Genomic DNA, 17,787 nt, shown 5'->3' with positions numbered 1-17,787 from the left:
GTCAAGTAGCCGAGAGCCGGTGCGCCGGTTCCAACCGCCAGGTCAAGGCAGTCTTGCGCGCGGGAATCACGGAACATTCCTTTCCCTGCGCGGACTGCGCGCTTCATCACTCCATCACTCGGTTCTCGCCAGAACGAATGCGCCGCGGATGGCGGTGAACCAATCCCGGATCCGGGCGTTGGCCCCCATCACGCCGGCAAGCGAGTGACAGCCTCAATGGAGGAATGTTTGCGGCATCGTTCGCTTCTGTCTCTCACAAAGGAGAAGCTGATGTCTATCGAAGGAAACACCGAAAACCTGACCGCCAGCGACAAAGAATCGGGCAAGGCCGTCTACGGGGCCGAGGACAAGAAGATCGGCTCGATTGACTGCGTCATGATTGACAAGACCAGCGGAGAAGTTGCCTACGCCGTGCTCAGCGTCGGTGGATTTTTTGGCATCGGCGACGATCATTACCCGGTGCCATGGAAACTGCTCCGATACGACGCCGACCTTGACGGTTACCGCAGCGACATAAGCGGAAACCGCCTGAAAGGCGCCCCTAAGCACGGCTCCGAACTCTTTGACTGGTCGGCCCGACGTGCGGAGCTGGACGACTACTACAACGACGAGGTGATACGTCCGGGCTAGATCATCTCGGACCAAGCGCAGGTTGGATTGGTCGGCTCCAGGTGTCGCCCGTCCAGCACCATGCCAACACACTCAGGAGGAACGATGGTGAAGCGAGAAAACGGACGCATAGTCGAGACTGCAATGGAAGCGCGAGGAGCAGAGCGCGGACCCACGGTGAGGAACGTCTTGGTCGCGGGGACCGGGCTGGTCGTGGCTGCCTTCGTGATTGTCTACCTCGTGTATTTTGCAACCTGATTTGATCGGAGTGTGATCCCGAAAAGCCTGCCTCGTTGAATCGGGGTGGAAACCGGTTTTTGGACGGGATCATGCTCAATCAAAGGACTCAATCAAGGACAGGGCTGGAGCTTATTCAGCGAAGTTGAATCAGGCTCCCGGGGCGTCGAGCAATCGGCGCCCCCTTTCATTCGCGTGACGAAGGTATCAGCGCCTTTCTCATCCGGCCGGGAGTCCATGGCCACACGTCGGCGAGTTGAATCAGCCGATGCGAATGCGGCGGACAATCCCGATGATCTATTCGCGTGTGCTCAATTCAAGGGCGAACCGACTTATCGGCTCAATCCCCGGAGCGTTTTGCGAAACGTTCGATCGCCTTTGACGACAGGATATTGAGTTCTTTGGGAATACGCGTGAATGGCAACAGAAATCCCAGCCAGAAAAACGCCAGGCCGAACAGCACGCTCAGGTTCACGATGGCCGACGTATTGGCTGATCCCATTTTAAGCGTTTGGGCATAGGCAAACACAAAATAACAACAGAATAATACGCTGACGCTCAGAGTCAGGAACCGCTTAGGTCGCGGTCTCACGAACCTGCTGACAAGCTGGCCCGCTTGATATCCAACCATCACCCCGAAAGCTGCTATGAGCCGAAACGCCGAAAATTCCTGAGGAACAGGAAACCCGAAACTCAAAACAAGTGCGATGACGCCAAATGCAATGGTCAGCATAAAACTCATTCTTTTGCAGGAGCAAACAGCGGCAGTTAGCCGGCAAGCATAGGCTCCATTTTTTCGCAATCAAGAACAACCGGATCGACAGATGTTTTTTGAACATTTTTCGTCCGCCGTCTCGATGGATTGTTGCGCTGCATGATATCTGTTTTTATCGAGAGAGAACAAAGCGTTGCGCCATGGAGCGTCGCGCCGTGGATTGCCGGGAGGGAACAGCATGATCGAGGTTCAGCGCGTGGGCGGGGGTGACCCGCTCGATTTCGAGGTCGTGGTCCGGGAAGGAAAAAGCGAGACCCATCACCGCGTCACGATGTCTGACGCCAAAAGCAGGCAATTGACGGGAGGCACGCACACGCCCGAGCGCTGCCTCGAGGCCGCCTTTCGGTTTCTGCTCGACCGGGAGCCCAAGGAGTCGATCCTCGCGCGCTTCGATGTTTCGGTGATTTCACGCTATTTCCCGGAATTCGAACAGGAACTGCCTCGCTATCTCGCGCAGCTCTGATGTTCATCCCGGCAATGGGTTGCACGTCCTGTTCCGCTGTGCTTGTTTGCGGTGTCACCGGTGCCTCCTAAGAGCGGTTCACGATTACACGGGATTAATTCCGTGCTCCGGCGTCATGCGCGGGCATAGCCGTTCGAAGAACGGCGTTGCTTCGCTCGCCTATGTCCCGCGCATCCATCTTCTCTTGAAGATTGCCGGGGCAAGCCCGGCAATGACGGCTAATCGAGATGCTTCCGTCAAAGCGTGAAGCACTCTAAGGGAGGTGAAACGGGAACGCGGTGCGGGGCTATCGGTCCCAACGCCGCGGCTGCCCCCGCAACTGTAAGCGGCCATCCACGTCCATTCCGCCGCCGAACATGCCACGCATGTAAGGGAAGACGGATCCGGATAACGGCCGCGAGCCAGGAGACCGGCCGGTGACGCAATTTACCGCGCGCGACGGTGGGTCGGCGGAAAGGGTCGCCATGGTTTCCCGAATTTTGGGTTTCCCGAACTGTGCTGTCGGACCGGCTGGTCCGACGAGTTGCCGCAGCACCGGCGCTGCATGGTGACGCAAGACATCGCGGCCCGCCGGCGAGCGGTCGTGACGGTCGCGCTGTGTGCGGGAGTCGCGCTTTTGATGCTCGTGTCGCTCGGCGTGGGTCCTGTGAGGCTGTCGCCGGCGACCGTTCTCGACGCCTTGTTCGGCGGCGGCAGCGAGGTCCAGCGGATCATCGTGCAGGACATCCGGTTGCCGCGCGCGATTCTCGGGCTCGCGATCGGCGCCATTCTCGGTTTGTCGGGAGCGGCCTTGCAAGGCCTGCTGCGCAACCCGCTGGCGTCGCCCTCGCTGTTCGGCGCGCCGCAGGCGGCGGCGTTCGGCGCGGTGCTGGTCATCGCGCTCGGAGGGATCGACGTGCGGTCCTTCGCGCTTCCGGTCGCCGCCATCGTCGCGGCGTTTGCTTCCGTGTTCGTGCTGCTCGCGGTCGCGGGACGCAATGCCAGCCTGCTGATCCTGATCCTTGCCGGGCTTGCGATCTCCTCGCTTGCGGGAGCCGCGACGTCGCTGACCATGAACCTGTCGCGCAACCCGTTCGCTGCTTTGGAGATCGCGTTCTGGCTGCTGGGCTCGCTGGAAGACCGCAGCTTTCGCCATGTGACGCTGGCGCTGCCGTTCATCGTCGTGGGTGCCGCGATCCTGATGAGCCGGCGCCATGCGTTTCGCGCGCTCAGCCTCGGCGAGGAATCCGCACTGAGCCTCGGCGTCGATGTCGGCCGATTGCGGTTGTGGACGATCCTCGGCGTCGCGCTCGGCGTCGGCGGCGCGGTGGCTGTCGCGGGCGCCATCGGCTTCATCGGCCTGGTCGCGCCGCATCTGATGCGTCCCCTGATCGGTTACGACCCGGCGCGGCTGATGGTGCCGAGCGCGCTGACCGGCGCTGCGCTGCTGCTCGCGGCCGATATCGCGGTTCGCCTCATTCCCTCGACATCGGACATCAAGGTCGGCGTGCTGACCGCGCTGATCGGCGTGCCGTTCTTCCTGTATATGATCGTGCGCGAGCGTCGCGCGCTGGGCGGAGGCCTCGCATGAGCGAAGCCGCCATTCTCATTGCCTCGTCGCTGTCGGTGAGTCTCGGAAAGCGGGTTGTCCTGAGCGACATTTCGCTGGCGCTCCCGCGCGGGTGCCTTGCCGCGCTGGTCGGGCCGAACGGCGCCGGCAAGACCACGTTGCTGCGGGCGTTGGCGGGCCTCCTGCCATCGGACGGGACGATCGAGGTTTGCGGCGACGCGCTGTCCTCGCTCGCCCTCGATGCGCGCGCGCGCCGTTTCGCCTACCTGCCGCAGGGCCACCAGATGCACTGGCCGCTGCCGGCGCGGGATATCGTGGCGCTCGGGCGCTACCCGCATGGCGCGGTCGATCCGGCGCGACTGACCGGGGCGGACGCCGCCGCGGTGATGCGGGCGATGCAGGCGACCGACGTGGTAAGTTTAAGTGATCGACCGGTGACGGAATTGTCCGGCGGCGAGCGCGGCCGGGTGGCGCTGGCGCGGGTGCTGGCCGTGGAAGCTCCAATTCTGTTGGCCGACGAGCCGACCGCATCGCTCGATCCACGCTATCAGATCGAGGTCATGACCAGGTTGCGGACCGCGGCCGACAACGGAACGCTCGTCATCGTGGTGACGCACGATCTCGGGCTCGCGGCACGGTTTGCGGATATCGCTCTCGTGCTGTCCGAGGGGCGTCTGGTGTCGCAGGGACCGCCTGCAGACGCACTTTCGGAGACGATCATCGAGACTATCTTTCGCGTCAGGACCTATCGGGCCGACTATCAACGCGAAACCGTCATCGTGCCATGGTCGGAGGCATGATCGCGATGCCGCCTGTCGCGCGGTTGCATCGTCTTCGCAAGGCGATCCGGAGCTGGATCGGTCAGAATAGCAGTGGCCTTGCCGCGGCTGTCCTGACATTGACCCTTGCAACGCAGGCGCAGGCCGCCGGCCTGCCGCGCGTCGCCTCGATCAACGTCTGCACCGATCAGTTGTTGATGACGCTTGCCGATCCCGCCCAGATCGTCGGCCTCAGCCCTTATTCGCGGGACGCTGCGCGCTCCTGGGCGGCAGCCGAGGCGCGGACATATCGGCGGCTGTCGGGCGAAGCGGAAGACGTGCTGACGCTCAAACCGGACGTGGTCGTCGCCGGCCTCTACATGAAGCGAGCGACGCGCCAATTGCTGAAACGCCAGGGAATGAGGGTCGCCGAATTCGACATCGCAAGGTCGATCGACGACGTGAAGGCGCAGATCCGCCGGATGGGCGATCTCGTCGGGCACCCGGATCGCGCGGAAGCCCAGGTCGCGCGTCTCGATGCCGCGATCGCCCGTGCGAGAAAGGCAGTGGCGCGCAAGCCCTATCGGGTGCTGGCGCTGTCGCGACGCGGCTGGGTTTCGGGCGACGACAGCATCACCAGCGCGTTGCTATCGATCACGGGACTGTCGAACGCCGCGGCCGGCCTTGGCAGCCACGCCAGCGGGTTTGCCACGCTCGAAGCCATCGTGGCCGATCGGCCGGACTTCATCCTGATATCCGACGGCCGCGACGTCGCCGAGGACGAAGGCAGCGCGCTGCTGCTGCATCCGGCGCTGGAAAAGCTGTATCCGCCGTCGCGGCGCATCGTCATTCCCGAAGACCTCACGGTGTGCGGCGGGCCGATGCTGCCAGATGCGATCGACCGGCTGGTCGCGGAGCTGAAGCGGGTTGGAGGATAAAGTGACCCGCAAGCCGTCGGCGGGATCTCTGATCCGTTGTAATCGCGCGAACTCAGCATAAGTTTACTGTTATATCCGACGGGCGAGAAATATTTGCCCCGGAAAGCAGGGTTGCGCGATCATGATCTTTCGCCAATTGTTCGATAGCGTCTCCGGAACCTACAGCTACCTGCTGGCGAGTCGCGCCGGTGGCGAGGCGCTGATCCTCGATCCGGTACTGGAGAAGGTCGACCGTTACTGCCAGTTGCTGCGCGAACTCGATCTCAAGCTCGTGAAGGCCGTCGATACGCATCTTCATGCCGATCACGTCACCGGGCTCGGCGAATTGCGCGATCGCACCCATTGCGTCACCGTCATGGGCGAGCAGACCAAGGCCGACGTGGTCTCGATGCGCGTCAGCGACGGCGACAAGATCACGGTCGAAGGCATCGGCCTCGACGTGATGTACACGCCGGGCCACACCGACGATTCCTATAGCTACATGATGGGCGACCGCGTCTTCACCGGCGATACGCTGCTGATCCGCGGCACCGGCCGCACCGACTTCCAGAACGGCAGCGCGCGCGCGCAGTACGATTCGATCTTCAACCGGCTCTTGAAGCTGCCGGACGAGACCATGGTGTTCCCCGCGCACGACTACAAGGGCGACACGGTTTCCACCATCGGCGAGGAGAAGCGCTACAATCCGCGGCTGCAGGTGCGCTCGGTGGACGACTATATCGAGCTGATGAACAACCTGAAATTGCCGAACCCGAAGCTGATGGACGTGGTGATCCCCGCCAACATGCATGTCGGCCTGAGGCAGGACGATCTGGCGAAGCAGGGTCTGGCGCTGACGCCGCGCCAGGCGATCGCCCGGCTCGGCCAGCCCGACATTTTGCTGGTCGATCTGCGCGAAGCTCACGAGCGCGTCAAACACGGCACGCTGACGGGCGCGCTGCATGCGCCGTATCCCGATATCGCCGACAGCCTGAAGCCCGGCGGCATGCTGCGCGAAGTCGCCGCCGCGACCGGACGCCGCATCGTGTTCTTCTGCGCTTTCGGAGAGCGCTCGGCCATGGCCGTCACCGCGGCGAAGGAGGCCGGCCTGGCCAACGCCGCGCATATCGAGGGCGGCATCGATGCATGGAAAAAAGCCGGCGGCCCGGTGGTCGCGGGCTGAAGGAGCGATCGGGACCGGAAGGTGAGGGGATAAAAAATTAGATCGGATCTCCTGTGGATGCCGGCCCGTTCCCAGTGGCGAGACGCGAAGATCACCGTGACGTCAGTTCCATCCGCCGCTCGGATCGGTCGGCAGGGTGGCGAGCAGGCGCGCGAGGGCGACCTGCGAATGGATGCCGATCTTGTCGAAGCAGTGCTTGAGATGGGTCTTCACGGTCGAAAGCGAAATGCCCAGCGCGTCCGCGGCCTGCGGGCCCGAGAGGCCGCTGGCGACCAGCACGGCTACGCGGGCCTCGGCCATCGTCAGCCCGAAGGACGCCCGGATCGTTGACGCCTTGCCGCGCCATTCCGCAGCCGGATCGATGATGAGCACCAGGACGCGCGCGGGCTCCAGCAGATTCCACAGTTCGAAGGCGGGCGGCGGCAGCGGCACCGGCAGCACGAGCAGCGGCGGCGCGCCGGAGGGGCGCGTGAGCCGCAGCGGCTCGCCGAGCGTATCGCCGGTGCCGGCGGCGACGGCGAGCGCCTGAGCCAGCATTCTCGCCAGCGCGGCGCTCTCGGCGGGAACGGCGGCGGCGAGTTGCAGGCCGCCGTCACGATCGATCGACAGACCGTCGCCTGCCCGCAGCAGCACCTCCGCCGCCGCGTTGGCGAACGCGACGCGGCCTTTCGCGTTGATCAGCAAAGCGGGATTTGGCATCAGTTGCAGCACGCTGGCCAACTGACGCGCGCCATCCGCGAAGCGGCCGAGGTACAGCGTGCCGTCGAGCGCCCGGTTGAGGTGCGGCACCAGACGTTGCATGCGGCGAACGTTATGGTGAGCCTGCCCCGCGCCTCGGGCCGACAGCATGAATCCAAATCCGCCGGTCCCGCCCTCCGGCGAACACGCATGATGCCTCGAACTTATGGCCTCCACGATTCCCTGAGGTTTCAGGACATCGGCGTAGAAGGCTGTCTTGAACAATTGTCCGGGTTGCAAGAACGAATTGGCGACGACCGCCTGATTCAACGGGACGGCCTGCATTGCGACCGCCCATGGATTTCAGGCATAGTGGTTATGAACGACCGCCGCGTATTGCGCGGAAAGGCGGCCGTAGGTCGCGGTGACATGCCCGTTGCCGGCGGCAGGGATGTGCATGACCATTCCGCCGATGGCGCCGAGATGATCCGCTACCTGCGTCAGGGCTTCGGGCCACCGGTCCGGGTTGGCGATCGCGCCGTAAATCAGGTCGAGGAGCGCGTCCTGGCGGCGTGCCATGTCAGTTCCATCCGCCGGTCGGATCGATCGGCAGGGTGGCGAGCAGGCGCGCGAGGGCGACCTGCGAATGGATGCCGATCTTGTCGAAGCAGCGCTTGAGATGCGTCTTCACGGTCGAAAGCGAAATGCCCAGCGCGTCCGCAGTCTGCGGCCCGGTCAGCCCGTCGGCGACGAGGACGGCGACCCTTGCTTCGGCGAGTGTCAGCCCGAATGCGGCTTGAACCGTCGATGCCTTTCGCCGCCTTTGCGCAGACGGATCGATGATGAGCACCAGGACGCGCGCGGGCTCCAGCAGATTCCATAGTTCGAAGGCGGGCGGCGGCAGCGGCACCGGCAGCACCAGCAGCGGCGGCGCGCCGGAGGGGCGCGTGAGCCGCAGCGGCTCGCCGAGCGTATCGCCGGTGCCGGCGGCGACGGCGAGCGCCTGCGAGAGCATTCCCGTCAGCGCGGCGCTCTCGGCGGGAAAGGCGGCGGTGAACTGGAGGTCGCCTTCGCTATCGGCCGACAAACCGTCGCCCATCCGCAGCAGCACCTCCGCCGCCGCGTTGGCGAACGTGATGCGGCCTTTCGCGTTGATGAGCAGCGCGGGGTTGGGCATCAGTTGCAGCACGCTCGCCAACTGTTGCCTGCCGTCAGCGAGACGGCCGAGTTGCAGGGTACCTTCGAGCGCCCGGCTGAGGTGTGGCACCAGATGCTGCATGCGGCGGACACGATGATGAGCCTGCTCCGTGCCGCGGGGCGACAGGCAAAATCCGAACCCGCCGACGCCACCGTTCTGCGCCAACGCGGCATGATTGACATTCATGATGTCCACAAGACCCTGGGGCCGCAGAACGTCGGCGTAGAACCCTGTCTTGAAAATCTCGCCCGGCTTCAGACGCGAGCCGACGATGACGGCCCGGTTGACGGGAACGTCGAGCATCGCTTTCGACCACGGATTCCACGGGTAGTACTCGCGAACGATCGCGGCGTGTTCTTCGGACAGCCGCCCGTAAATGTCGATGACGCGGCCCTGGCCCGCCGTCGGAATGTGCATGAGCAATCCGCCGACCGCACCCAGGTGATCGGCGACGCGCGTGAGAATCTCCGGCCAGCGGCCGGGATCGGCGATGGCGCTATAGATGAGGTCGAGCAAAGAGGTCTTCTGCCTCGACATAGCGAACCCCTGCTATATTTCCGCAAAAACCTGCGCCATGCGTTGCCCTCAAATATGACCGTCATCCGCATGCCTGTTTTATCCTCCGTTCGAGGGATGCGCATCCCCCGATCGGGGGACGATCGTTTATTCATCTCTTAGCGATGTTATGAACGTTCCGCTAACGAGACGATCGCAATCCTCCGATCGGGGGACGACGTGGTTGCATGCGATGTGCTCCTCTGAAATGAAGCGCTGGATATGGCCATGCGCGCGACCTTTCCGTGTTGAAGGGGTTGCCATGGATTACGTCGGCTACATCGCCTCGTTTCTGGTGCTTCTGACATTTTACATGAAGCGCATGATCCCGCTGCGCATCGTCGCGCTCTTCAGCAATGTCGCGTTCCTCACCTACGGAATCGGAATGCACCTCATGCCGGTCGCCCTGCTGCACTGCGCGCTGATTCCGATCAATGTTCACCGGCTTGTTCTGGCGCTTCGCGACGACTCGATTCCGCTGTACCCTGTTCTCCGGTGGCACCCTGTCCGGCACGCGCCCATGGCGTTTACAAGCGAAGTGGATGCCGGTTCGCGTAAAGAAAACGCGTCGAAACAAAAAGCCAGAGCCCGGCTTTGATTCCATCAAGGCCGGAACGGCTCCAGCGAAACGCGCGATCGCGGCCCTGGCAAGGTCTGACGGTCTTCGCGCCTGCGGCGTATCTCCACCGAATGCTGCGCACCGTCCGCCACGGGAACGGCGTAAATGCGATATCAGGCGCGATATGCGGCTTTATCTCGCGACGACCGGTGGCGGCGCGCAAGCATGATCGCAGTCCGGCGATCGCATGGCAGGCTTATCCAGCCGATTGCTTGATCGCCTCGATGTGTTTTTGCGATAGATAGGCCCATCGCTTCTCGCGCTCGGAAACGGGCTGCATCGTGTAGGCGTTCCATTCCGCGAGCGAAGGAATGACCTGCTCCAGTTCCTGCAATTCATGAGTCTCGACGATGTTGAGACCGGTCAGAATGCGGGTCGAGTATTCGTCGAATGAGAACAGCTTGGCCATGGCGGAAGTCATCAAAGTCAGGACGGGCTTTTTGAATGCCCACGTCGATCGGCGTCGCGCAGGCGTTTCCCGCTTCGCATCTCGGCCGATCATGGCGGTTAGTTTAGCGAGTCGGGCTGGTTGATGCGTCACCCGATCGGACGATGCCGGAGGCTTCGGGCTTGGAAATATCGTCGAGGCGATCACGGATGACGCTCGCCGAAGGCCGTCGGGTCATCCCATCCGATTGCCGCGATGAACAACCTGCTGGCGGTCCGATTCTGACATTTGCATCCGGTTGCAGCAGGCGTCCTTGCAAATGTTAAAATCGGGTTTCCAGTGGAGTTTTGGATTTGACATTCGCGTCTCGCGTTCGCTGCCAACCGGGTAACGAATGTCTCCACTCGAGCCTTTCCGCTTCTGATGGAATCGGAAGCGGGGCTCTATGGTTTTGACACGTTTTCTTTACGCGAACCGGTAGCCATTTTGCTTGAAGACGCTTCTAGAGCATGATCCCGAAAAGTGGAAACCGGTTTTCGGAAAAGATCATGCTCAAACAAAAAGACAAGCGACGAGTCTGATTCAACACAGTTGAAACAGACTCTAGCCTGGCGGCCCGATCGGAATCGAGGCCAGCAGCCGGACAAGGGCTGTTGATGAATGCACGTCGGCTTTATGGAATATGCGCTTTGTGTGTGTCTTGACCGTGCTCAGCGAGACGCCAAGCACGCGTGCCGTCTCCGGCAGGCCAAGCCCGCCACCCAAAAGGGCGGCAACCCGCGTCTCCGCGGCGCTCAATCCCACCAGCAGGCGAAGGTGCTCGGCTTGTGCTTCGGCGGAGGCTTGCGGATCGACAATCTGCACCATGACGTGGGCCATCGCGTCGAACGCATTCCACGGAGACAATGTCTGCGGCAACAGCGGTGTCATGCGAATCAGCAGAGCCCGGCGGCCGGACGGGCGTTCGATTTGCATCAACCCTTCCAGGCTCGTCTCTTCACCTTTTGCGACCGCAAGCGCTTGCTTGAGGCTCGCCGCGAACCGTAACGAATCTGCATGTGTCTGTGCGGCGAGTGTCAGCGGGTCGCTTTTGACGACGACAAGCCCGTCGGATTGCCGCAACAACGTTTCAGCATTCGAGGTCATTCTGAGGATGCCGCCGTGTTGATCCAGAAGGACCACGGCACCGGACACCGTCGCAAGCACTTGATCGAGGTGTCGCTTTCGGCCGGCAAACGACTTGCCAGAATTGTAAGGTCGATCGCACGAGAAAGGTGAGATTTGAGTTCGTCGAGGCGCGCCAGCGCATTTTCCGCGTCGTTTGTTTGCGCCGCCGACAGATTGAACAGGATGCCGCCCGGCCCTTCTCCCGACAGGGACGAGTGCCTGACGGCGACGATCTCTGAAATTCCCTGCGGCGCGAGGATGTCCGCATAGAACGCGCTGCGATGGAGGATGTCCTTTCGAACGACCATGTCCGTCGCAAGCGCCCGGTCGATTGGCGCGCGCGCAAAAGCGCAGCCATAAGGATTTTTGGTGTGGTGCTTCAGGAAAAGATGGTTCAAATCCTCGCGCAGACGGCCGGAAATGATGAAACCATTATCCCGCGATGCGGGCAGGTACAGCAGCATCCCGCTGTCGGTGCCCACGTAGTCGGCGATCAATTCCAATGCGCTGGGCCACAGGTCGGGTTGCGCCGCCGCTTCGTAGATCGCGGCGATGGCATTCGAATAGCTGGGCTTTCCCATTGAGGTGATCCTCCGTGGGTTATCGTTGGCGGCATCCTCCTTGAGTGATACCCGAAAGCGCGTTGGCCACAAGCAAGCCCACGGCCCCGTCATAATAAGCAGAAAAGGCGTGGGCTACATCATCCGATCGGAGGATGGCCCGCCATCGATGATGACGCATCATCGTGTTCGTTGATGATCCCTGCAAGGGTTCTCGACCCGCGCCGCGCGGGAATGCTTCGGTAAGCTTCGCGATCGTGGCGAATCTCGTCATCGCCTCGAAAGCGAGTTCATAAGCTTCTGTCGACTTATCGAGGTCCATTTACTTGCGGCTCATTCCGCCAGCCCAGACTAGAACAATTCAAATTTTCAATTAAACCAGCAGATTGATGGAGCCGCGGCGCCGGCGTATCTGTCATTCATCGGCACGGGAGCCGGCCGGGACCGGATCATTTCCGGATGGGCAGGCATCCAGCCCATGAGAGCGAAAGGCGCAAACGACCATGCCGCCAAATCCGGATATCGATGCTGGCCGAGCCTGAGGCCTGATGCCGGCCGCGATCGCGCATGGCGGCTTGATACGGCGTGGTGTCGCGCGCACCGGCGGCATCGCTGTCGTTTTGATCGGCCACCTCGCGGTGCTGTCCGCGCTCGGCTACCAGCGGGCGGGTGAACCGATCCTCGGCGAACTGCCGACGGTCATTGCGGTCGACATCGTGTCTGCGCCGGCGCCTCTCGCAGCGATGACTTATCGGCGGCCGAGCATGACTGACGATGACAGTCCCCGAAACGCCGGTTCAATCGACCGGCTGCAAACGGCCGCCGTTGAGCAGCGGGACGAGCCACCGGCGGCACCTCCTATGGCTGCGGCCGCGGCTACCGCTGTCACGACAGTCGCTTCCGCCAAGCGCGCATCGTCCACGCCGCAGGCTTTTGCGCGCCGGATATCGCCCGCGAAGCGTCGAGACACCCCATTGGCGATTGCGCCGGCATCGAATCGACCCGCCGCGACCGATCTTCACGATGGCGGCGCGACAGGGACCACCGGCGTGAGCGCGAGGCCTTCCAACGTCCCGTCCGCCTGGAAGAACAAGCTGCTGTCCCACCTCGATCGCTACAAGCGCTATCCGGACGCGGCCCGCGCGCATCGCCGGGAGGGCACAGCGCTCTTGAGCTTCGGGATGAATCGCGACGGCCGCGTGCTCACCTATCATCTGGTCCGCTCGTCTGGCTGTCCCGAACTCGACGACGAGGTTCTCGCGATGATCGAGCGCGCCTCGCCGCTGCCGCCAGCGCCGCCGGAGCTTAACGCGCAGATCGTGCAGCTCGTGGTTCCGGTGCGGTTCAGGATGTAGCGGAGCCTGGACGATGCTCCACGGCAGACCCATTTGCCAAAGAACACGGAGGCTCGCCATGATCCGGAATATGCTTCTTGGAGCCATACTTGTCGTTCTGACGCTTGCGCCCGGGAAGAGCCTCGCGGGCGTCAAGGTCCATTTCATAAACCCTGAGCGTTATGCGGACGCCGGTTCGTTCGACGCGGGAGGGGTCGATGCCACGCTTGCAGCGTTCAGGGCATACCTCGAGAAGCTCGGAGCACGGCTTCTGGCGTCCAACCAGAACCTGACCATCGATATCCGGAATATCGACCTTGCCGGAGAGAACGAGCCATCGCGTTTCTCTGACGTCAGGATCATGCGTGACGTCACTCCGCCGCGCATCACGCTAAGCTATGTCCTGACCGAGAAAGGAAAGCGCACGCGCAGCGGCGAGGAGACACTTACAGACATCAATTACCAGATGAATCCATCAGCGCGATTATCCGGCGACCGCTATGCCTACGAGAAGGCGTTGCTGGACGACTGGTTCCGGCGTGTTGTCGGTCGTTAGAGGTCGTCATGTCCGACCGACGTATTCCCGCGAGGATGGTGAGATCACAAGCATTGCAGCGAAGGAATCCGGTATCGGCAAAACGCCGGGCCGATGCACCTGAAAATCGATCATCTTGATGAGGAGGAAGTTCGTTGGCTTGCGGCGTCATCCGATGATCGTCGGATACCTATGGGTCCACGCGGTCCATAGGCGATCTTCAAGGATCGCAATCACGGTGAAGCTGCTATGAAGGGCGTTTTCGTGATTCGCCGTGCTGATGCCGATGACCGCCAAAGCCCTCGAAATCCTCAAGACCGTCTACGGCTACGATGCGTTCAGGGGGCCGCAGGCGCGCATCGTCGCGCATGTCATCGGCGGCAACAACGCCTTCGTGCTGATGCCGACGGGCGGCGGCAAGTCGCTCTGCTACCAGATCCCCGCCATCGTCCAACCCGGCATGGGGCTTGTCGTGTCGCCGCTGCTGGCGTTGATGGCCGACCAGGTGGCGGCCTTGCGGCAGGCGGGCGTGAGGGCGGCCGCCCTCAATTCCGATCTGGGGCCGGACGAAAGGCGCGCGCTGTGGCGCGCCATCCATGACGGCAATCTCGACCTGCTCTATGTTGCGCCCGAGACGCTGCTGCGCCCCGACGTGATGGAGCGGCTCGGCGGGGCGAAGCTGTCGCTGATCGCCATCGACGAGGCGCACTGCCTATCGCAATGGGGACACGACTTCCGTCCGTCTTACCGCCAGCTCGACGCGCTTGTCCGGCAGTTTCCCGACATACCGCGGATGGCGCTGACGGCGACGGCCGACGAGCCGACGCGCGCCGAAATCCTGTCGCATCTCGCCATTGCCGAGAGCGACGCCTTCATCGCCGGCTTCGACCGGCCCAACATCCGCTACGCGATCGAGGAGAAGGACAATCCGCGCGCCCAACTGAAGGACTTCCTCAAGCGGCATGGGGGCGAGAGCGGCATCGTCTACTGCCTGTCGAAACGGAAGGCCGAGGAAACCGCTGCCTGGCTGCGCGAGCAGGGCCATGACGCGCTCGCCTATCACGCGGGGATGGAGAAGGCGGCGCGCGAAGCCAACCAGATGCGCTTCCAGCATGGCGAGGCGGTCGTGATGGTCGCCACCATCGCCTTCGGCATGGGCATCGACAAACCGGATGTGCGATTCGTCGCCCATATCGACCTGCCGGGCAGCATTGAGGCTTTTTATCAGGAGACCGGCCGCGCCGGGCGCGACGGCCTGGCCGCGGACACGCTGATGCTCTACGGCCCCGAGGACATTGCGCTGCGCAGCCGCTTCATCGAGCAATCGGACGCGCCGGACCCGCGCAAGCGGATGGAGCGGCAGAAGCTCGACGCGTTGCTGGGGCTGGCCGAGACGGCGGGCTGCCGCCGTCAGGTTCTGCTGTCCTACTTCGGCGACCGTTGCGAGCCGTGCGGCAATTGCGACACCTGCGCCGCGCCGCCGGAATTGTTCGACGGCACGACCGCCGCGCAGAAGGCGCTGTCGTGCATCTACCGCACCGGCGAGCGCTTCGGGCAGGCTTATATCGTCGACGTGCTGCTCGGCGTCGAGAACGACCGCATCGCCCGGTTCGGCCACGACCGCATTTCTACTTTCGGCATCGGCGCTGAACACGACAATCGCGCGTGGCGTGCGATCCTGCGCCAGCTCATCGCGCTGCGCCTTGTCGAGGTCGATCTCGCCGGTCATGGCGGCCTCTCGATCGCGCCCGCCGGCCGCGATTTCCTGCGCGACAAGCCGACGCTGTGGCTGCGCGTGCCGGCGGCTCCGCGCGCGCGACGCCAAAAGGTCGCGCGCGGCGTGGCGCAATCCGCCGTCGCCGACGTCGACCGCGACCTGTTCGAGGCGCTGCGGCGCAAGCGCACAGAACTGGCGCGCGCGCAGAACGTGCCGCCTTATGTGATTTTCCACGACAAGACGCTGATCGAACTGGCGACGGCGCGTCCCGCTTCAAGCGCCGAGATGGCGAAGGTGCCCGGCGTCGGCGACGCCAAGCTCGCCCGCTACGGCCCGGCCTTCCTGGCGGTGATCGCCGAGCACGCATGACGAGGTGGCGGCGGGACAACGCCAGGCCGGATCGACATTCAGGATTCCCAAGCGGTCTGATCGAACAAGTTGCATACGCATGATATGGCATCCGGCGCGATGAAACGGAGAACTGCGTTTACGCCATGGCTCGCCAAAATTGAGGCGGAGCGAAAGGTTACAATTGGTTGTTCGCGGATCGCGCAGCTACCAGACCCGGGTTAACGGAAGCGGACCTTTATCGAGTCCACGGACCGCACTAAGGGTAGAGAATGACTGAGTTGCGTTCTGGCCTTCCGATAGTTTCATTTGCTGATCAAATTGCATGGGAGAGCTGGTTAGCGGCGCAACCAAGCAACTCCAATGGTGCTTCACCGGCACCGCAGCTATCCGGCGGCAAGTTCGCGATCATCGAGAAGGCGCACGAGTTCACGCTTGTCCCATGGCGGACGGTCGTCGACCGTCAGCTCGGCCGCGAGGTCATGAGCGTCGTGCAAGGCGGTTCGGTTTCTTGGCAGTCGTGGCGGCGGCGAGGATTGGCATCGCTCCATCGGTCAGACTTGCAAATCGACTGATGGTCTATCGTATCGACCATCGGTCGATAAAGGAGGATGGGCTCCCGGAGAGGCCGGCATAGTCTTTCGGAAGGTTCTGTTACGATACGGCGCTTTCAGCATCTCCGTGCACCTTCGGTCTCTGCTTGCGATAGTCGACGGTTCTAGAATTCTGTTTGGCAGCGACTATGTGTTCGATGCAGGATTCTGCGACATTCACGTCCTCGGATATCGCCGCCATTACGAGAGAGAATGCCGTGCGCCTGCTCCCACGGTTGAGCCGCGAGTCATTTGTTTAGCAACACAATAGCGGAGCAGACCCATGGCCGATAGCGGAAGCGCGAATGCTCCTGATTCTGCACATCATGTCGTCATCGTCGGTGGCGGTTTCGGCGGTCTCGACGTCGCGCGGGGTCTTGCGAAGGCGGAGGTCCGCGTCACGGTAATCGACCGGCGCAATCACCATTTGTTTCAGCCGCTGCTCTACCAGGTCGCGACCGCCTCTTTGGCAACGTCGGAAATCGCTTGGCCAATCCGTTCCTTGCTTCGTCGATGCGACAACGTTACGACGCTGCTCGGCCGGGTCGTCGGCGTCAACAGCCGGGAAAAACTGGTTCTGCTCGCGGACGGTACGGCCGTTCCGTTCGACACGCTCGTTCTAGCCACCGGATCTCGGCACGCTTATTTCGGCCATGACGAATGGGAACGCCATGCGCCCGGGCTTAAGACGCTCGAGGATGCAACGACGATCAGGCGGCGCGTTCTTGGCGCGTTCGAGCAGGCCGAGCGCTCAACGAACGGAGCGGAACGCGCGGAGTTCTTGACATTCGTCGTCATCGGTGGCGGCCCGACCGGCGTGGAGCTTGCCGGCACGATCGCCGAACTGGCGCATGACACGTTGCGAGGGGATTTCCGCATCATCGACACCCGCCAGGCACGTGTTGTCCTTGTCGAGGCCGGTTCCCGCCTTCTTTCCGGTTTTCACGAAAGCCTGTCCGACTATGCGCGTCAGGCTCTGATGAAACTCGGAGTCGAGATCAGGCTCGGACAGGCGGTTTCTGACTGTACGGCGGAGGGTGTCACGAGCGGCGCAGAACACCTATCGGCGAAGACCGTCATCTGGGCTGCGGGCGTAGCGGCATCGCCTGCAGCGGAGTGGTTGGATGCGCCGGCGGACAAGGCCGGCCGCATTCTTGTGTCGCCGGACCTGACCGTGCCGGGGCATGCGAATATTTTCGCGATTGGTGACACCGTGCATGTCAGGATGCCGGACGGCAAGACGGTTCCCGGCATCGCGCCGGCGGCAAAGCAGGAAGGGCGCTACGTTGCCGAAACGATCAAGGCGCGGCTGTGCAGCGGGAATGCCTTGCCGCCATTTCGCTACAAGGATGCCGGCAGCCTGGCGACGATCGGCAAGCGCGCGGCGGTCGTCGATTTCGGTTGGATCAGATTGACGGGTTGGCTTGCCTGGTGGCTATGGGGCGTCGCCCACATCTACTTCCTGATCGGCCTGCGCCACCGCCTCGCCGTCGTATTAAACTGGCTTTGGATTTATTTCACCGGACAGCGGAGCGCCAGGCTCATCACGCAGGAAAAAGACAATGAGTGATGCGCGGCAGATCGGGGCGAGCCCTAGCCGATAT

At 62.8% G+C, this 17,787-nt stretch carries 20 protein-coding genes, 1 pseudogene and 1 riboswitch; of the genes and pseudogenes, 13 read left to right on the top strand and 8 right to left on the bottom strand.

The annotated features are described in order from the left end of the window. Nucleotides 1–270: 270 nt before the first annotated feature. The gene (locus ACMDCM_RS12955; RefSeq protein WP_412773937.1) at nucleotides 271–630 is read left to right on the top strand and encodes a PRC-barrel domain-containing protein; all 360 of its coding nucleotides are present in this window, start codon (nucleotides 271–273) and stop codon (nucleotides 628–630) included. Nucleotides 631–714: 84 nt separating this feature from the next. Continuing rightward, nucleotides 715–867: a hypothetical protein gene (locus tag ACMDCM_RS12950; RefSeq protein WP_412773936.1), complete on the top strand. Its 153-nt coding sequence runs from the start codon at nucleotides 715–717 to the stop codon at nucleotides 865–867. Between the two features lie 319 nt (nucleotides 868–1,186). Here the strand turns inward: ACMDCM_RS12950 and ACMDCM_RS12945 are convergent, their stop codons facing one another. Further along, nucleotides 1,187–1,579 carry a hypothetical protein gene (locus ACMDCM_RS12945; RefSeq protein WP_412773935.1) on the bottom strand — a complete coding sequence of 131 codons (393 nt, stop codon included), beginning with the start codon at nucleotides 1,577–1,579 and terminating at the stop codon, nucleotides 1,187–1,189. 220 nt (nucleotides 1,580–1,799) lie between these two features. Here ACMDCM_RS12945 and ACMDCM_RS12940 point away from each other — a divergent pair, with 220 nt between their 5' ends. The 5 genes from ACMDCM_RS12940 (at nucleotide 1,800) to ACMDCM_RS12920 (ending at nucleotide 6,491) form a co-directional block, all read left to right on the top strand. Further along, nucleotides 1,800–2,084, top strand: a complete 285-nt coding sequence (locus tag ACMDCM_RS12940; protein ID WP_412773934.1) for a hypothetical protein — start codon at nucleotides 1,800–1,802, stop codon at nucleotides 2,082–2,084. Nucleotides 2,085–2,307: 223 nt separating this feature from the next. Then, nucleotides 2,308–2,516, top strand: a riboswitch (cobalamin riboswitch). Nucleotides 2,517–2,628: 112 nt separating this feature from the next. After that, entirely contained in the window at nucleotides 2,629–3,654 is a 1,026-nt protein-coding gene (locus ACMDCM_RS12935) for a FecCD family ABC transporter permease (protein ID WP_412773933.1), read from the top strand. After that, nucleotides 3,651–4,433, top strand: coding sequence for an ABC transporter ATP-binding protein (locus tag ACMDCM_RS12930; RefSeq protein ID WP_412773932.1), 783 nt, complete (start codon nucleotides 3,651–3,653; stop codon nucleotides 4,431–4,433). Before ACMDCM_RS12935 ends, ACMDCM_RS12930 begins: the two co-directional genes overlap by 4 nt. Before the next feature lie 5 nt (nucleotides 4,434–4,438). Continuing rightward, on the top strand, nucleotides 4,439–5,329 hold the full coding sequence (locus tag ACMDCM_RS12925; protein ID WP_412773931.1) for an ABC transporter substrate-binding protein: 891 nt from the start codon (nucleotides 4,439–4,441) through the stop codon (nucleotides 5,327–5,329). A gap of 121 nt (nucleotides 5,330–5,450) precedes the next feature. Beyond that, nucleotides 5,451–6,491 carry an MBL fold metallo-hydrolase gene (locus ACMDCM_RS12920; RefSeq protein ID WP_412773930.1) on the top strand — a complete coding sequence of 347 codons (1,041 nt, stop codon included), beginning with the start codon at nucleotides 5,451–5,453 and terminating at the stop codon, nucleotides 6,489–6,491. Nucleotides 6,492–6,593: 102 nt separating this feature from the next. Here the strand turns inward: ACMDCM_RS12920 and ACMDCM_RS12915 are convergent, their stop codons facing one another. The 3 genes from ACMDCM_RS12915 to ACMDCM_RS12905 all read right to left on the bottom strand — a co-directional run bounded on the left by ACMDCM_RS12915 (nucleotide 6,594) and on the right by ACMDCM_RS12905 (nucleotide 8,904). Then, on the bottom strand, nucleotides 6,594–7,340 hold the full coding sequence (locus ACMDCM_RS12915; protein WP_412773929.1) for a helix-turn-helix transcriptional regulator: 747 nt from the start codon (nucleotides 7,338–7,340) through the stop codon (nucleotides 6,594–6,596). Between the two features lie 192 nt (nucleotides 7,341–7,532). After that, nucleotides 7,533–7,748, bottom strand: a complete 216-nt coding sequence (locus ACMDCM_RS12910) for a hypothetical protein (RefSeq protein WP_412773928.1) — start codon at nucleotides 7,746–7,748, stop codon at nucleotides 7,533–7,535. Nucleotide 7,749: 1 nt separating this feature from the next. Beyond that, nucleotides 7,750–8,904, bottom strand: a complete 1,155-nt coding sequence (locus ACMDCM_RS12905) for a LuxR C-terminal-related transcriptional regulator (protein ID WP_412773927.1) — start codon at nucleotides 8,902–8,904, stop codon at nucleotides 7,750–7,752. Between the two features lie 280 nt (nucleotides 8,905–9,184). On the opposite strand from ACMDCM_RS12905, the gene ACMDCM_RS12900 reads away from it, so the two are divergent. Continuing rightward, nucleotides 9,185–9,520 carry a hypothetical protein gene (locus ACMDCM_RS12900; RefSeq protein ID WP_412773926.1) on the top strand — a complete coding sequence of 112 codons (336 nt, stop codon included), beginning with the start codon at nucleotides 9,185–9,187 and terminating at the stop codon, nucleotides 9,518–9,520. A gap of 217 nt (nucleotides 9,521–9,737) precedes the next feature. Here the strand turns inward: ACMDCM_RS12900 and ACMDCM_RS12895 are convergent, their stop codons facing one another. The 4 genes from ACMDCM_RS12895 to ACMDCM_RS12880 all read right to left on the bottom strand — a co-directional run bounded on the left by ACMDCM_RS12895 (nucleotide 9,738) and on the right by ACMDCM_RS12880 (nucleotide 11,978). Then, the gene (locus tag ACMDCM_RS12895; protein WP_412773925.1) at nucleotides 9,738–9,950 is read right to left on the bottom strand and encodes a hypothetical protein; all 213 of its coding nucleotides are present in this window, start codon (nucleotides 9,948–9,950) and stop codon (nucleotides 9,738–9,740) included. A 582-nt stretch (nucleotides 9,951–10,532) separates the two neighbouring features. After that, complete coding sequence (locus ACMDCM_RS12890; protein ID WP_412773924.1) at nucleotides 10,533–11,075, bottom strand: helix-turn-helix transcriptional regulator; 543 nt, start codon at nucleotides 11,073–11,075, stop codon at nucleotides 10,533–10,535. After that, nucleotides 11,072–11,677 (bottom strand): hypothetical protein, encoded by a 606-nt coding sequence (locus ACMDCM_RS12885; protein WP_412773923.1) that lies wholly within the window; start codon nucleotides 11,675–11,677, stop codon nucleotides 11,072–11,074. The genes ACMDCM_RS12890 and ACMDCM_RS12885 overlap by 4 nt, the downstream gene beginning before the upstream one ends. 19 nt (nucleotides 11,678–11,696) lie before the next feature. Continuing rightward, the gene (locus ACMDCM_RS12880; RefSeq protein WP_412773922.1) at nucleotides 11,697–11,978 is read right to left on the bottom strand and encodes a hypothetical protein; all 282 of its coding nucleotides are present in this window, start codon (nucleotides 11,976–11,978) and stop codon (nucleotides 11,697–11,699) included. Between the two features lie 226 nt (nucleotides 11,979–12,204). Here ACMDCM_RS12880 and ACMDCM_RS12875 point away from each other — a divergent pair, with 226 nt between their 5' ends. The 5 genes and pseudogenes from ACMDCM_RS12875 to ACMDCM_RS12855 all read left to right on the top strand — a co-directional run bounded on the left by ACMDCM_RS12875 (nucleotide 12,205) and on the right by ACMDCM_RS12855 (nucleotide 17,753). After that, a complete protein-coding gene (locus ACMDCM_RS12875; protein WP_412773921.1) occupies nucleotides 12,205–13,011 on the top strand; it encodes an energy transducer TonB in 807 nt (268 codons plus the stop codon). A 58-nt stretch (nucleotides 13,012–13,069) separates the two neighbouring features. Beyond that, nucleotides 13,070–13,546: a DUF3016 domain-containing protein gene (locus ACMDCM_RS12870; RefSeq protein ID WP_412773920.1), complete on the top strand. Its 477-nt coding sequence runs from the start codon at nucleotides 13,070–13,072 to the stop codon at nucleotides 13,544–13,546. A gap of 265 nt (nucleotides 13,547–13,811) precedes the next feature. Continuing rightward, on the top strand, nucleotides 13,812–15,611 hold the full coding sequence (gene recQ / locus ACMDCM_RS12865; protein WP_412773919.1) for a DNA helicase RecQ: 1,800 nt from the start codon (nucleotides 13,812–13,814) through the stop codon (nucleotides 15,609–15,611). Between the two features lie 307 nt (nucleotides 15,612–15,918). Further along, nucleotides 15,919–16,165: pseudogene (locus tag ACMDCM_RS12860) on the top strand (DUF3363 domain-containing protein); the annotation flags it as partial. Between the two features lie 301 nt (nucleotides 16,166–16,466). Next, complete coding sequence (locus ACMDCM_RS12855) at nucleotides 16,467–17,753, top strand: NAD(P)/FAD-dependent oxidoreductase (protein WP_412773918.1); 1,287 nt, start codon at nucleotides 16,467–16,469, stop codon at nucleotides 17,751–17,753. Nucleotides 17,754–17,787 lie beyond the last annotated feature (34 nt).

Source organism: Nitrobacter sp. (assembly GCF_047149785.1).
Taxonomy (GTDB): Bacteria; Pseudomonadota; Alphaproteobacteria; order Rhizobiales; family Xanthobacteraceae; genus Nitrobacter.
Note: the sequence above shows the minus strand (reverse complement) of the source record. Positions and strands in the feature narration are given on the sequence as shown.

Coding starts and splice junctions, on each gene's coding strand:
- ACMDCM_RS12935 (WP_412773933.1), top strand. CDS start 2,629: ATGGTGACGCAAGACATCGCGGCCCGCCGGCGAGCGGTCGTGACGGTC.
- ACMDCM_RS12915 (WP_412773929.1), bottom strand. CDS start 7,340: ATGCTGTCGGCCCGAGGCGCGGGGCAGGCTCACCATAACGTTCGCCGC.
- ACMDCM_RS12875 (WP_412773921.1), top strand. CDS start 12,205: ATGCCGGCCGCGATCGCGCATGGCGGCTTGATACGGCGTGGTGTCGCG.
- ACMDCM_RS12930 (WP_412773932.1), top strand. CDS start 3,651: ATGAGCGAAGCCGCCATTCTCATTGCCTCGTCGCTGTCGGTGAGTCTC.
- ACMDCM_RS12905 (WP_412773927.1), bottom strand. CDS start 8,904: ATGTCGAGGCAGAAGACCTCTTTGCTCGACCTCATCTATAGCGCCATC.
- ACMDCM_RS12945 (WP_412773935.1), bottom strand. CDS start 1,579: ATGCTGACCATTGCATTTGGCGTCATCGCACTTGTTTTGAGTTTCGGG.
- ACMDCM_RS12940 (WP_412773934.1), top strand. CDS start 1,800: ATGATCGAGGTTCAGCGCGTGGGCGGGGGTGACCCGCTCGATTTCGAG.
- ACMDCM_RS12895 (WP_412773925.1), bottom strand. CDS start 9,950: ATGGCCAAGCTGTTCTCATTCGACGAATACTCGACCCGCATTCTGACC.
- ACMDCM_RS12925 (WP_412773931.1), top strand. CDS start 4,439: ATGCCGCCTGTCGCGCGGTTGCATCGTCTTCGCAAGGCGATCCGGAGC.
- ACMDCM_RS12870 (WP_412773920.1), top strand. CDS start 13,070: ATGATCCGGAATATGCTTCTTGGAGCCATACTTGTCGTTCTGACGCTT.
- ACMDCM_RS12920 (WP_412773930.1), top strand. CDS start 5,451: ATGATCTTTCGCCAATTGTTCGATAGCGTCTCCGGAACCTACAGCTAC.
- ACMDCM_RS12890 (WP_412773924.1), bottom strand. CDS start 11,075: ATGACCTCGAATGCTGAAACGTTGTTGCGGCAATCCGACGGGCTTGTC.
- ACMDCM_RS12855 (WP_412773918.1), top strand. CDS start 16,467: ATGGCCGATAGCGGAAGCGCGAATGCTCCTGATTCTGCACATCATGTC.
- ACMDCM_RS12950 (WP_412773936.1), top strand. CDS start 715: ATGGTGAAGCGAGAAAACGGACGCATAGTCGAGACTGCAATGGAAGCG.
- ACMDCM_RS12955 (WP_412773937.1), top strand. CDS start 271: ATGTCTATCGAAGGAAACACCGAAAACCTGACCGCCAGCGACAAAGAA.
- recQ (WP_412773919.1), top strand. CDS start 13,812: ATGACCGCCAAAGCCCTCGAAATCCTCAAGACCGTCTACGGCTACGAT.
- ACMDCM_RS12885 (WP_412773923.1), bottom strand. CDS start 11,677: ATGGGAAAGCCCAGCTATTCGAATGCCATCGCCGCGATCTACGAAGCG.
- ACMDCM_RS12900 (WP_412773926.1), top strand. CDS start 9,185: ATGGATTACGTCGGCTACATCGCCTCGTTTCTGGTGCTTCTGACATTT.
- ACMDCM_RS12910 (WP_412773928.1), bottom strand. CDS start 7,748: ATGGCACGCCGCCAGGACGCGCTCCTCGACCTGATTTACGGCGCGATC.
- ACMDCM_RS12880 (WP_412773922.1), bottom strand. CDS start 11,978: ATGGACCTCGATAAGTCGACAGAAGCTTATGAACTCGCTTTCGAGGCG.